This is a genomic window from Marinobacter piscis (assembly GCF_007671655.1).
GTDB classification, from domain to species: Bacteria; Pseudomonadota; Gammaproteobacteria; order Pseudomonadales; family Oleiphilaceae; genus Marinobacter; species Marinobacter piscensis.
On sequence record NZ_VCGX01000002.1, the window covers coordinates 468218 to 481436 of the forward strand.

At 56.2% G+C, this 13219-nt stretch carries 12 protein-coding genes; 1 reads left to right on the forward strand and 11 read right to left on the reverse strand.

Annotated elements, in window-relative coordinates:
- Nucleotides 1-64: 64 nt before the first annotated feature.
- Together leuD and leuC are read right to left on the reverse strand one after the other, a co-directional pair.
- Nucleotides 65-712, reverse strand: a complete 648-nt coding sequence (gene leuD / locus FFI95_RS07905) for a 3-isopropylmalate dehydratase small subunit (protein WP_144821882.1) — start codon at nt 710-712, stop codon at nt 65-67.
- A gap of 21 nt (nt 713-733) precedes the next feature.
- Nucleotides 734-2152, reverse strand: coding sequence for a 3-isopropylmalate dehydratase large subunit (gene leuC, locus FFI95_RS07910; RefSeq protein ID WP_144821883.1), 1419 nt, complete (start codon nt 2150-2152; stop codon nt 734-736).
- Between the two features lie 183 nt (nt 2153-2335).
- On the opposite strand from leuC, the gene FFI95_RS07915 reads away from it, so the two are divergent.
- A complete protein-coding gene (locus FFI95_RS07915) occupies nt 2336-3226 on the forward strand; it encodes a LysR family transcriptional regulator (RefSeq protein WP_144821884.1) in 891 nt (296 codons plus the stop codon).
- Between the two features lie 181 nt (nt 3227-3407).
- Here the strand turns inward: FFI95_RS07915 and aroC are convergent, their stop codons facing one another.
- The 9 genes from aroC to FFI95_RS07960 form a co-directional block, all read right to left on the reverse strand.
- The gene (gene aroC, locus FFI95_RS07920) at nt 3408-4502 is read right to left on the reverse strand and encodes a chorismate synthase (RefSeq protein ID WP_144821885.1); all 1095 of its coding nucleotides are present in this window, start codon (nt 4500-4502) and stop codon (nt 3408-3410) included.
- A gap of 37 nt (nt 4503-4539) precedes the next feature.
- Nucleotides 4540-5442, reverse strand: a complete 903-nt coding sequence (gene prmB / locus FFI95_RS07925) for a 50S ribosomal protein L3 N(5)-glutamine methyltransferase (protein ID WP_144821886.1) — start codon at nt 5440-5442, stop codon at nt 4540-4542.
- A gap of 31 nt (nt 5443-5473) precedes the next feature.
- Nucleotides 5474-6619, reverse strand: coding sequence for a patatin-like phospholipase family protein (locus FFI95_RS07930; protein WP_144821887.1), 1146 nt, complete (start codon nt 6617-6619; stop codon nt 5474-5476).
- A gap of 4 nt (nt 6620-6623) precedes the next feature.
- Nucleotides 6624-7538, reverse strand: coding sequence for a DUF4892 domain-containing protein (locus FFI95_RS07935; protein WP_342778841.1), 915 nt, complete (start codon nt 7536-7538; stop codon nt 6624-6626).
- Nucleotides 7531-8460 carry an alpha/beta fold hydrolase gene (locus FFI95_RS07940; protein ID WP_144821889.1) on the reverse strand — a complete coding sequence of 310 codons (930 nt, stop codon included), beginning with the start codon at nt 8458-8460 and terminating at the stop codon, nt 7531-7533. Before FFI95_RS07940 ends, FFI95_RS07935 begins: the two co-directional genes overlap by 8 nt.
- Nucleotides 8461-8473: 13 nt before the next feature.
- A complete protein-coding gene (locus tag FFI95_RS07945; RefSeq protein WP_144821890.1) occupies nt 8474-8824 on the reverse strand; it encodes a PilZ domain-containing protein in 351 nt (116 codons plus the stop codon).
- 108 nt (nt 8825-8932) lie between these two features.
- Nucleotides 8933-9961 carry a DNA polymerase III subunit delta' gene (gene holB / locus FFI95_RS07950; protein WP_144821891.1) on the reverse strand — a complete coding sequence of 343 codons (1029 nt, stop codon included), beginning with the start codon at nt 9959-9961 and terminating at the stop codon, nt 8933-8935.
- The gene (locus FFI95_RS07955; RefSeq protein ID WP_246069452.1) at nt 9958-12030 is read right to left on the reverse strand and encodes a transglutaminase TgpA family protein; all 2073 of its coding nucleotides are present in this window, start codon (nt 12028-12030) and stop codon (nt 9958-9960) included. The genes holB and FFI95_RS07955 overlap by 4 nt, the downstream gene beginning before the upstream one ends.
- The gene (locus FFI95_RS07960; RefSeq protein WP_144821892.1) at nt 12027-13067 is read right to left on the reverse strand and encodes a DUF58 domain-containing protein; all 1041 of its coding nucleotides are present in this window, start codon (nt 13065-13067) and stop codon (nt 12027-12029) included. Before FFI95_RS07960 ends, FFI95_RS07955 begins: the two co-directional genes overlap by 4 nt.
- Between the last annotated feature and the right edge of the window lie 152 nt (nt 13068-13219).

Here is a 13219-nt window from a genome sequence, read left to right on the forward strand (position 1 = left end):
GTACTGCCCCGGCAAATTAAACATTGCCCGGTAACGCATCACGCTTCCGGGCGATAAACACAGCCTACTGTCCGGCGTTAAACAACCAGGGGGCCGTCTGGCGCCGCTGCTCCTCATAGGATTTGATCAGCTCTGCATCCTCCAGAGTCACGCCAATATCATCCAGCCCATTCAGGAGACAGTGACGCCGGAAACTGTCAACGTCAAAGCTGAATGACTCACCGGAAGGTGTGGTTACGGTTTGTGCCTCCAGGTCGATGGCCAGCTGATAACCTTCAGTTTCCTCTGTCTCCTGAAACAGTTGATCAACCACTTTCTCTTCAAGAACAATCGGTAGCAGTCCATTCTTAAAGCAGTTGTTGTAGAAGATATCCGCAAAACTGGGGGCAATAATTACCCGAAAGCCATAGTCATCGAGCGCCCAGGGGGCATGTTCCCGGCTGGAGCCGCAACCGAAGTTACTCCGGGCCAGCAGAACACTGGCGCCCTCATAGCGCGGCTGGTTAAGCACAAAGTCCGGGTTCAGCGGACGCTGGGAACTGTCCTGATCGGGCTTTCCCTCATCAAGGTATCGCAGTTCATCAAACAGGTTCGGACCAAAACCGGTGCGTTTGATGGACTTCAGAAACTGCTTGGGAATAATCATGTCCGTATCCACGTTGGAACGGTCCATGGGGGCCACAAGGCCCTGGTGTTGCGTAAATGCGCGCATGGTTCAGTTCTCTCCTGTGGCTCAGTTCAGCAGTTCGCTAACATCAACAAAATGACCGTGGATGGCAGCAGCCGCTGCCATGGTGGGGCTTACCAGATGCGTACGACCACCAAAACCCTGCCTGCCTTCAAAGTTACGGTTAGAGGTAGAAGCACAGTGCTCCCCCTGCCCCAGCTTGTCGGCATTCATGGCCAGACACATGGAGCAACCCGGATCGCGCCATTCAAGACCCGCCTCGAGGAATATCTTATCCAGACCTTCCGCTTCAGCCTGGGCCTTAACCAGACCGGAACCAGGCACCACCATTGCCTGCTTGAGGCTGTCTGCAACCTTACGGCCTTTGACAACAACGGCTGCCTCACGCAAGTCCTCAATACGGCTGTTGGTACAGGAGCCAATAAATACCCGATCGAGCTGGATGTCGGTAATCGCCTGATTTGGCCGCAGCCCCATGTATTTCAACGCGCGCTCAATACCTTCGCGCTTGATAGGGTCATCTTCTTTGGCCGGGTCCGGCACATTGCCGGTAACGTCTGCGACCATCTCCGGAGACGTGCCCCAGCTCACCTGCGGCAGAATCTCCGAGCCTTCCAGCTCAACGACCTTGTCAAACTCCGCATCCAGATCACTGTGCAGCGTCCGCCAGTATTTAACCGCAGCATCCCAGGTTTCACCCCTGGGCGAGAACGGCCGGTCTTTCACATAGTCTATGGTAGTGCCGTCAACCGCCACCATGCCCACCCGGGCACCGGCTTCAATCGCCATATTACAGATAGTCATCCGACCTTCCATGCTCAGGTTCTGAATGGCTTCGCCACCAAACTCAATGGCATGGCCGGTGCCGCCGGCGGTACCGATTTTACCGATAATCGCTAGTACAACGTCCTTGCCGGTCACACCCTTACCAAGCTGGCCGTTTACCTTCACCAGCATGTTTTTCATTTTCTGCTGAACCAGGCACTGCGTAGCCAGAACATGCTCAACCTCGGACGTCCCTATCCCGTGGGCAAGACAACCGAACGCACCATGGGTGGAGGTGTGGGAATCACCACACACAATGGTCATACCAGGCAGGGTTGCGCCCTGCTCCGGCCCGATCACATGCACAATCCCCTGACGCTTGTCTTTGATCTTGAACTCAAGAATCCCGAACTCATCGCAGTTCTTGCCCAGGGTTTCCACCTGGATCCGGGACACAGGGTCAACAATGCCCTCAATCCCCTTCTCCCGGTCAGTTGTGGGCACGTTGTGATCCGGTGTCGCCAGATTGGCATCGATGCGCCACGGCTTACGCCCGGCCAGACGCAAACCCTCAAACGCCTGAGGAGACGTCACTTCATGTAACAGGTGACGATCAATATAAATAAGGGCCGAACCATCCTCCCGTTGCTTAACCAGATGGTCATCCCATAACTTGTCGTATAAAGTCTTACCCGCCATTACACTCTCTCACTTGCTTTATGCACAGAGTTCAGCACCCTTGAGCGTACTGCACACTGTTGATTAATAATACACCTATCATACCGCCCGCCCCCGGATAACCGCAATTCATTAATTTCATTCATCGCATTCCATTCAGTTATGCGATAACCTCGGGCTATTCCGCACCGAAGGAGCACAGCCGTGGACTCAAATGCGCTCAAAGCCTTTCTCACCATCGTCGACCGAGGCTCATTCTCGGAAGCGGCAGAGCAATTACACCTCACCCAACCAGCCATCAGCAAACGCCTGGCTGCCCTGGAAAACCAGCTTGGCACAACCCTGATTGAACGCAGCCACCGCCACATCCGCCCAACCGACTCAGGAAACCGACTGCTCCCCCACGCCCGGAAAATCCTGGATGAAATCCACAACGCCCGCATAGCCCTGTCTCCCGAGTCGACGCAGATAGAAGGCGAACTGCACATCATAGCCAGCCACCACATAGGCCTGCACCACCTGCCCAAATGGCTGCGACGCTTCAAACGCGAACACCCTCAGGTCGCCATCAACCTGCAATTCATGGAATCCGATGCCGCCTACGAACAAATGCGCAAACGCAACGCCGAACTGGCGTTCGTCACCCTGAGCGACAGCATGCCTCCCAGCTTCCAGGTATTTGCCCAATGGCCTGACCCCATGGCCTTTGTGGCAGGAACCGACCACCCCTTGGCGTCGCTGAAAAAACCAAAACTCGCAGACCTGGCGCCACACCCGGCCCTGCTTCCGGACACCGCCACCTCAACCTACCGGGTAGTCAGCCGCCTGTTCCTGGAAGCAAACCTGCCCCTGCACCCACAAATGCCCACCAACTACCTGGAAACCCTGAAAATGATGACCAGCGTTGGCCTCGGCTGGAGCGTACTCCCACTGCGCATAATCGATGAAAGCCTGAAGGTACTTGAGGGGGTAACTTCTGTTACCCGGGTTCTCGGGGGCATAGGCCTGACCGGCCGACAGCCGGGCAACGCCGCAAAGGCGCTGTTAGCCATTGTTCAAGAGGAAGAGGAAGAGGAAGGTAAGAGTAAGAAGTAACCGGTACCCGCAGCCCGCCCGCCTTGGTCGGGCAAACCGCGAACTAGAGCGATTTGGTCAGGTGAAGCTGTTCAAAAATCTGGAGCGCCAGGGATGGCGCGACGAAGCCCTACAGGGATGTATCTACGGGCGTTTTTTGAACAGCTTCACCTGACTGAATCGTTTCACCAGGCATTCGGGTTCAGAGCTGCCCAATAACCGGAGTAGAAACCACAACATCCCCATTCTGAGCCCGATGGCGCAAATAATGATCCATCAGCACAATAGCCATCATCGCCTCCGCAATCGGCGTAGCTCGAATACCCACACACGGATCATGCCGTCCCGTGGTGATCACCTCCACCGAATTACCATGCACATCAATACCACGCCCCGGCAACCGTAAGCTGGACGTCGGCTTCAGAGCAATACTCGCTAGCAAAGGCTGCCCCGATGAAATACCACCCAGCACACCCCCAGCCTGATTAGACAAAAAGCCCTCCGGCGTCATCTCATCACGGTGCTCTGTGCCTTTTTGCGTAATCGCACCAAAACCGGCACCAATCTCCACGCCTTTAACAGCGTTAATACTCATCAACGCATGCGCCAGATCCGCATCCAGACGATCAAACACCGGTTCCCCCAGACCAGGAGGCACATTGTCCGCAACCACATTAATCCGCGCACCAATCGAGTCGCCTTCCTTGCGCAGCGCATCCATGTACGCTTCCATTTCCGGCACCTTATCCACATCGGGACAGAAAAACGGATTCTGGTGTATCTGATCCCAGTCCAGCTTTTCAGCACGTATGGGACCAAGCTCAGACAAATAACCGCGAATCCTTATTCCCAGACGCTGCTGCAGAAACTTCCGGGCCACGGCACCGGCCGCGACACGCATGGCTGTCTCCCGGGCCGACGAACGGCCCCCGCCCCGATAATCCCGAACACCGTATTTATGCATATACGTATAGTCGGCATGGGCCGGACGGAACTGCTCCTTGATTTTTGAGTAGTCCTTCGAGCGCTGATCTGTATTCTCAATCACCAGGCCGATGGGTGTGCCCGTGGTTTTCCCTTCAAACACCCCCGACAAAATACGAACTTCATCTGCCTCACGGCGTTGCGTCGTATACCGCGACGTGCCCGGCTTGCGACGGTCCAGATCAGCCTGCATATCGGCTTCAGACAATTCAATTCCGGGAGGACAGCCATCAATAATGCAGCCCAGAGCCGCGCCGTGGCTTTCACCGAAGCTGGTAACAGTAAACAGTTTTCCGAACGAGTTTCCAGACATAATTCAATATCTTATTAGCGTATATTAACAAAAAGGATCAAGAGTTTTTCTGGTACTCTCGAAGGTCCTGCTCCGTCAGTGCAAACACACCGTCGCCACCGTTTGCGAACTCCAGCCAGATAAACGGCAACTCCGGATAAGCTTCATCCAGCGCAACCCAGCTGTTCCCCATTTCAACCACTAACAGCCCACCGGGTGTCAGGTGGTCAGCAGCTTTGGCAATAATCCGGTGGGCAATATCCAGGCCGTCATTCCCGGCCGCAAGGCCTAATGCAGGCTCATGATGAAACTCTTCAGGCATGTCGCCCAGATCTTCAGCATCAACATACGGTGGATTACTGACAATAATATCGTAGCGCCCTCTGATGTGACTGAATACGTCCGACTGTACGGTACGTACCCGGCCCCGCAGTTCATGAAGATCAATATTGGACTCTGCAACCGCCAGCGCCTCCGGCGATACATCTGACAAGTCCACACTGGCATCCTCGAATACGGATGCTGCGCCGATGCCTATACAGCCACTGCCGGTGCAAAGATCAAGAATCCTCTCAACCGGCTTATCCCCCAGCCAGGGCTGAAACCCGTTCTCAATCAGTTCCGCAATAGGCGAACGCGGCACCAGCACACGCTCATCCACATGAAATGGCATGCCCATAAACCAGGCCTCGCCCAATAAATACGCCAGCGGCATCCGCTCATCAATGCGACGCCGGATACGCTCATACACAAGCTGGCGCTCAGCACGCGTGAGGCGCGCATCCAGAAACACGGCGTTGTTGTCTACCGGAAGGTGAAGACTGCGAATCACCAGATACACAGCCTCATCCCACACATTGTCTGTGCCATGGCCGAAAAAAACCGGAGAAGCGGCAAACTGTGATGAAGCGTAGCGGAGATAATCCCGAACGGTATGAAGATCGTCTATTGGGCTGGTCACAAACACGGGTTCCTGTAATGTCGGATTTGGTTTACAAGGCCAGGGGGCCTGAGCTGCTCTGATTTTCCTCGAAGCGGTCCAGAGCCGCAGCCATGCGTGCCCGACCCAACTGAATAAGCTCCGGCGCCTTATGATAATCATAAGTCCGGCAAGAGTTTTTCGGAATGTTAACCAGCAAGTCCGGCGGATAACCGGCAATCTTGTACTGAATCAGCGCATTCTGCATGGTTTCAATGGTGAGGTTCATTACATCAAACTTGCCGATACCCAGTTTATCCCAGTCAATGGTCTCGCGCTCTTCCTCAAGCGCCTTATCGCTGCGCTTATGCTCTTCTTTCTTTTGCATTTCTCTGGAAATCTTTTCTTCCGCGCTGTCCTTATCCGCTCCGGCCATTTTTTTCGCGCCCATGGACTTTATGGTATCCCAATCGAACCACCTGGATGCTGTTTCCCGAAGCGCACCCATCCACTCGTCCATCTCGCCATCGACTTTGGGGCCAGAAAAAGCTGCATCCGGTATTCGCTGACTGCGGTCATCTTCGCCACTGAGGTTGACCGCCACGACCAGATCCGCGTGGGCCGAAATTGTAGGAATAATAGGCAGCGGATTAAGTAAAGCACCGTCTACTAGCACCCGGTTGCCAAGCACCAGGGGCGTAACCACACTGGGAATGGCCACAGATGCGCGGATGGCCCGGTCCAGCGGCCCTTCCTGAAACCAGATTTCTTTATGGGCAAGAAGATCCGTAGCCACAGCTGTGTAGTGCAGCGGCAGGTTTTCAATGCGGGTATCGCCCAGCATTTCCCGCATAACCGAGAAGATCTTTTCACCGCGGATGGCGCCAACCGGGTTAAACGTGAGGTCCAGTAATTTGAGTACATCAAACTGACCCAGCCCGGTGACCCAGTCTTTATAGTCCTGCATTTTACCGGCTGCAAACATGCCACCGATAAGCGCACCCATGGAACAGCCGGAAATGGCCACAATGTTGTAACCACGCTCCACCAGGATCTCAATTGCCCCTATATGGGCATAGCCCCGGGCACCGCCACTGCCCAGAGCCAGAGCAACGGTTTGACGGCGGGGTTCGGAAGGTGTGGTGTCAGTGCCGGAGCCAGATTCTGTGGCCGACAGGTCAGAACTCTCGACAACCTTTGAGACGTCATTTTCCGACATGGGCTTACCTCGTTATAACCATTACTTCCACCCGATCACCCTGGCGCCCCGGGTCAGTCACGACAACCGACGGCCCTACAATCACCAACTCTTGCTGTTGTTTGGAGACACCGGTCTTATTCAGCACTTCGGATAGTGACTCGGCTGCCTCCCGTGCGCGCTGCATTGATTCATCGTAGGACTCACTGGCCCCGAGTTCGGAATATCCTACCAGTACAACAACAGCGCCCTTTGCCCGGGCCTGCTCACTGATCCTTCGCCGGTCTGTGGCCTGCCAGTCAAACTGATACGTGACTCCTCCCTGCCAGGGAACAACCACCGGCCCGGAAACCCGGTCACTCAAAGACCCGAGACCAGGAATAAGAGCGCCTGGCGCTACTTGCAGGTGTTCCATCCATACATACTCTCTCAGGTTTCCCCGGGTAACCGTATACACAGACGTGAGCCAGCGGCTGCCATCAGCAGTTGTGACCGCGGCAACCAGGTAATCCTGAGTTGCATCGCGGCCATAGAGAACGGACTGATTAAAAATCTGGTTAGCCCAGACATTACTCCGCCCACAACGGATTCCGGAGCACTCAAACAATATCTGCGCTCCCCGCTCCCGTAATATACGCCTGTAGTGCTCGCGAGCTTGCTGACGACTGGCATCCCGGGATATCTGATACAAACGCCCTTCCCCGGTCACTGGCAAACGCGCCATGGTTTCAGAACGGATCTGGTTGTTGACCTCCCGCACCGGGCTGAACAATACCAGATGGCCTGAGGATTCAATCTCAACCGAGGTTTCCAGTTTGGATTGGGGAAAAGGCTGCGGCAAGGTTTCAGGCAATGCAGCACTGGCAAAAGCAGATCCGGTAAACAGCACTACAGAAGCAAGCAGTTTGAATATCAGCAAAACGGGCAAGATGTTACTCACTTTCCAGAAAGTTTCTGACAGCATTGGCGACCGGACGGGTATCTCCATCCAGATGGCAGTGGTGCCCACCCGGCATGTCCAGTACCTGAAGCTGAGGTATGGCTGCCAGCCGCGCGCCTATTCCTTCACGTCTGGCCAGCAGTCCTTCCCGGGCCCGTAAAAACAGCGTCCGGGCCTCTACTGCTTTCAGGGACGCCAATACCTGTTCTTCGGTCATCATTAACGGCGACGGGTGCCTCAACCGGGCGTCTGTGCGCCAGCTGTATCCTTCACCCTCAGGCCTGAGGTTACGCGGCATCAACGCCAGCGCTGCCTCATGACTGAGGGGGCTGAGCCCACCTTCGCGCACTTTTGCTGCGCTGGCCACATCAGGATACACCGCGGGCCGGCCGGAGCCGGTCATGCGTTTCTTTATCGCCTTGCGCAACTGCGGCACGGTGTCACTGGCGGGGCGACTCATAGCGCCGATGCTGTCAATCATGACTAACTTGCGCACCCGCTCGGGAAATGCTGCTGCATAAAGAGTCCCCACAATGCCGCCCAGGGAATGGCCCACAATATCGACCTGCCCGGCCTGATCCTCCCCACCAAAATGCAGCTCAACCAGTTCAGCAAGATCAGCAACATAGTCCGTTAACTGGTAACCCTGCCCTGGTGGTCGATGGCCGGAATGTCCATGACCGGCGAAATCAACGGCATGTAATGAAAACGTTCCCGCCAGCTCCGGGGCAATGCGGCAAAACGTCTGACTGTTATCCAGCCAGCCATGAAGCATGATAACGGGCAATTTGCCGGACGCTGCTTTGCTCTCGTCCGGCCCCCAGTTCAGCCCGGCCAGGGTAATGTGCTGCAGCGGCCACTGCACTTCCCGGGCCTCTGCTTTGCCGGCCAGAGCATCGGAGGATAAAGCCAGATTAGTCATTGGTGCACTTGCCTCACATTGTGTGGGTCGGACGGTCAGAACTCAGAGAGCCTGCCAGGTAGGATTCTATTCTCGTTTTTGCGGTTTCATCTTCACCGTTGAACTGCAGACCGATACCGGCCGCCCGATTGCCCTGGGCCCCTTTTGGCGTAATCCACACCACCTTGCCTGCAACAGGCAGCTTCTCGGGCTCATCAATCAGGTTCAGCAGCAGAAACACCTCATCACCAAGCTGGTAGGGTTTCTGTGTGGGTATAAACAATCCACCATTACGGATGTAGGGCATATAAGCCGCGTACAAAACGGCCTTATCCTTGATTGTCAGGGTGAGTATGCCGCTGCGTGCACCAATTCCGGGCCCCATATCTGACACCTTTCCAAAATGAACGTTTTAGTAATTATCCAAATCTGTGGGAGCAAAACCCATGATAACTCCGAATCATAGCAGGTGTTCCCGGCAAAAGCGCAAACATCATCCCCGGCGTTTCCGGGGCATCAGGTTGCGCCAGGCAATCAACAAGCGACTCGCTTCAAGCTCCGGGTTCACATTATAAACCCCAGCGGCCCGGGCATCCCGTACCTGGTCCAGCAACTCATGGGCGCACCAGGCAGGATTGTTGCGGGCCAGAAAACCCAGCATTTCCACGGCCTCAGGGTCCGCCGGCTGCCCGCCGGCACACAAACGTGCCAGATCCGCCGCCCAGCCTTCGAACAGCCAGAGCATATCCTCCAGCCCAAGCGCCTTGAATGCCTTCGCGGCATCCGCTACGGCAACCTGCCCCCTCATGAATTCGCGAAACTTGTTGAACGCCTCGTCCCGCAGACCGGGGAATTCACCGGTCGCATACTCAAGAGCCAGCCGCGGCGCATTGCCCGCCAGCATCAGCGCTTTTGCCAACTGCTCGGCCGACGGTCTGTTTTCGCTGTCGAGGCCGGCGACCTTGCGGGTGAGCCATTCATTAGCCTGCCCGGCAGACGGTACAGGCAGAGGCACAACCTGACACCGGGAGCGGATGGTTGGTAGCACGGGCCGGCCACTTTCCTGCAAAAGCAGCAATACAAAGTCCGGAGCCGGCTCTTCCAGGGTTTTCAGCAGAGCGTTCGCGGCATTGATATTCAACTGGTCAGCACGATCAATAATGGCAACTTTCCGCTCTGCAACCTGGGGCGATGACACCGCAAACTCTGAAAGCGAACGCACCTGATCCACACGGATCATGCGGGATTTTTCCGGTGAGAAAGCACGCACATCCGGGTGGCTGGATGCAGCCACTAACTCACACTGCCGGCACCGGCCACAGGCAACAGGCGCGCCTGCCTCGCTGTTCAGAGGTGAAGTGCATAGCAATAGTTCAGACACGGCATCGGCCCAGGCGCGCTTGCCAACCCCACTCTCCCCCGTTACCAGCAGAGCATGGGGGAACCGGCCATCGGCCAGGCGCTCCTGGACAGTCTGCCAGGAGGTCTTGAGCCAGGGCATATCAACGGCAATATCAGTCACTGTGTTTTACCTGCTCTGCGCAACTGCCGTCTCATTGAAACCAGCAGCCTGCGTAAACGTTTGAGTTCGGATTTACTCTCCTGTACCGAGCGCCGGCCAGATCGGGGCCTATAATAATGACTGTTGATCATCCGGGCAAAAAGCCGGGCTGAATCCGCCACCGCCGGCTCGGCTTCAGCCAGCCTGAGCGCCTGGGCCGCCGGTGTCTCCCCGTATCTTATTGGCACGCCTGCCTGCTCGCATAACCGGTACCAGGCACTCAGGACACGCCCATAGCCATCCCGCCGGCGCCCCCGGCGCATCTGGAACGCAGAAACCGCGCCGGCCACCAACAAGCCCAGCCCGACAATACCCGCCGTGATATACCCCAGTTCTTTCATGGTGATGCCACCGGGCAGACGCGACATAAGATTGAGCTGGCTCTGCCCCTGATAACCGACAACCCAGCGCTGCCACTTATAGTTAATCCGATCGAGTTGCTGACTCGCCCACTGAATCAGGGGCACATTCCCATACTTCTGGGCAGACGCCCAGTTATTCTCCAGAAATGAACCTTCCCCGGCCACAGCCTCCCGCAACCCTGACTCAATCCTGTCCGGTGCGATGGCCGCTGTCGGGTCAACGCGAATCCAGCCCTGCCCTTCTACCCACGCCTCCACCCAGGCGTGGGCATCATATTGACGTACGACCAGATATTCATTTCCGGCGCCTGCTTCACCGCCCTGGTACCCGACAACAACCCTGGCCGGAATGCCAGCCGAGCGCAGCACAAAGGTTGTTGCGCCAGCATAATGCGAACAGAAACCGCGTTTCTCTGCAAACAAAAGACTGTCGACACCATCAACCGGCATTTTGGGTGGCCTCAGCGTATAAAAATAGGGCTGCTCCCGGAACCGGTTCATCAACCTGCGTATTACTTCCAGATCGCTGGCTGACTGCCGGAGATCCTCCGCCAGCGCCCGGGCCCTGGGGTTTCCGGATGCCGGAAGCTGCAGGTATCGACTGGCTTCACCGGGTTTCAGCGCACTGTCTTGCGGCACGGGGTTATTCGAAGACTCAAGAGCCAGTCGGTAGCGTACAGAGCTGTCCGCAGGCCGGCGAAACCGGAACAGGCCGTCGCCTTTCTCTGCAATATTGTCAGAAACCGCCGCAGAATCGTTGAGGGCGAAGGCCCAGCGCTGATCCGTTGGCTCCATCAGAACGTCATATTCCCGGACCTGGAGTTCACCAACGCCACCATCCAGGTTAACCCGGCCGGGAGGACGGAAGGATTCAGTATCACCCTGATGCCAGGTGCCGTCTTTAAGCGTATCCAGAATCAGTCCACGCCAGTAACGATCACGATTCTGTGGAAATTCACCGGCAAACGTGACCCGAAATGCCCGCTCGCTGCTTTGCGCGAGGCTGGATATATCCCCCGGGCGCATAGTATCGCTGATACCGCTGCGCGCCTGACCGGATACCAGCGGCACACTCCACAAAGGCGCTACACGGGGAAAAAAGAGGAATAGCAGCACGACAACAGGCAGCACTTTCAGCAACATACCCCCAAGTCGACGCCAACTGGCCATGGCGCCTCCGGGCAGGTCCGGCGCATTCAGCATCTGAAGGGCCGTCAACAATAAAAAAATCGCTCCCAGATTCACCAGTGTCCAGTGAATTTCCTGATGAAACAGAAAGTTTACGGCTACCAGATAAACCAGAATATAAAACAGCACATAGAAGTCGCGGGCCGTGCGGGTTTCAAGCCACTTCAGGCCCACTGCCAGCACAAAGAACGAGGCGGCTGTATCGACAGTAAAGCTTCCCTGAACACGCACCAGATAAACCGCCACCAACGCCAACATAATGCCTGTGCGCAGCCAACGCCCGGGCAGCCGGACACGGCCCTTCTGTGCAAGCCAGCGCCAGCCTGCCAGAAGCCCGCATACCGAAAGTAGCCAGAGCGGAAGCCGGCCAACCTGTGGTGTCAGCAACAGTGCGAAACTTGCAACCAGCCAAAGCAAGGCCCCCGAAGGCAACCTATCTGCTTTCAGTTGCGATTTGCGCGCGAAATACCCTGAAATCACAACCCGCCTCCTGTTGCGATACTGGCGCTTGCTTTGGCATCCGGATCCTGGCGTGTGCCATGGCGCAGGCCAACCGCATCCCGCGGCTTTTGCTGACCCCAGGTTGCCAGCGCCCGCAGGCAGCGAACTGTGTGGGCCGGGCCTGCATCCGGTTCTATTGCCTGTCCCGGCAGAGACAGGCCAAATCTGGCACCGCTCTTGCCACGCTCAACCACGAGCCAGCAGAGGTGGCTTAGCCGCAACTCATACTCCGCTCCCGCAAACCTGTCAAAATCCAGCCAGTGAGGGCTGCCTTTATCAGCCTCCCAGTCTGCCACCACCATCTGGCCGCTGCGTGCATAACGCTTCCAAAGAACCCGTTGGCTGAGATCACCTTCCCGCCAGGGCCTGAGCTGGGCATGGTCATTACCGTCTGAAGAACGGGTTGCGGCGGTTGTCTGATCGCCCTCCTTTGCCACGCCCGGCGTCTCAGGCGCTGCGACAGGCCGGGGAAACACAATGCCAGCGGTCACCGGCCGCATCCACGACCAGGCCTTAAGCAAACCAAAGGGGAACCGGGTTTCAATACGGATCCGATCCGGCCGCAGGTATCCCCGGGACAGACTCGTAACCGGAAGCCGCACCTCTCTGGATTGTCCGGCAGGTACATGGCCAATACCAACGCCCGTATCATCTACCGACAACATGACGGCTACGGCATCCTGCTTTCCGGCGGTGGCACGTAAATGAAACAACACGTCATCGCCCGCGAACCCTTCACCTGCTTCCACCAGGGTGAGTTCCAAACCCGCCAGCGTACGATGCGTCTGGTACATAGCGCCTATAAACACGGCACCCAATAAAAACGTGACCAGATAAATGAGACTGTTCTGATAGTTAATGCCGGTAATCAGCATAAGCAGTAACAGCATTGCGAAAACCACACCGGCAGATGTGGGCAATATAAAAAGGTTTTTCTGGGTAAGCAGCTGCACATCCGACCTGGGTATTCGACGATTGATCCAGCGCTGCCAGCGACGGGGAATAAACCTGTTCATTAAGACCCTATGGCAAAGAAGCGAAAAAGTTTATTAACGTTTTGCCCATCATACCTGACACCACAGTCACCCTGTTCACAAACTCAGATCCGGATAGTTGAAATACTGTCTGACAACCCGAATACTTAACCCTGAAGAGATGCGTATTGATT

Coding starts and splice junctions, on each gene's coding strand:
- leuD (WP_144821882.1), bottom strand. CDS start 712: ATGCGCGCATTTACGCAACACCAGGGCCTTGTGGCCCCCATGGACCGT.
- leuC (WP_144821883.1), bottom strand. CDS start 2,152: ATGGCGGGTAAGACTTTATACGACAAGTTATGGGATGACCATCTGGTT.
- aroC (WP_144821885.1), bottom strand. CDS start 4,502: ATGTCTGGAAACTCGTTCGGAAAACTGTTTACTGTTACCAGCTTCGGT.
- FFI95_RS07930 (WP_144821887.1), bottom strand. CDS start 6,619: ATGTCGGAAAATGACGTCTCAAAGGTTGTCGAGAGTTCTGACCTGTCG.
- FFI95_RS07940 (WP_144821889.1), bottom strand. CDS start 8,460: ATGACTAATCTGGCTTTATCCTCCGATGCTCTGGCCGGCAAAGCAGAG.
- FFI95_RS07945 (WP_144821890.1), bottom strand. CDS start 8,824: ATGGGGCCCGGAATTGGTGCACGCAGCGGCATACTCACCCTGACAATC.
- FFI95_RS07960 (WP_144821892.1), bottom strand. CDS start 13,067: ATGAACAGGTTTATTCCCCGTCGCTGGCAGCGCTGGATCAATCGTCGA.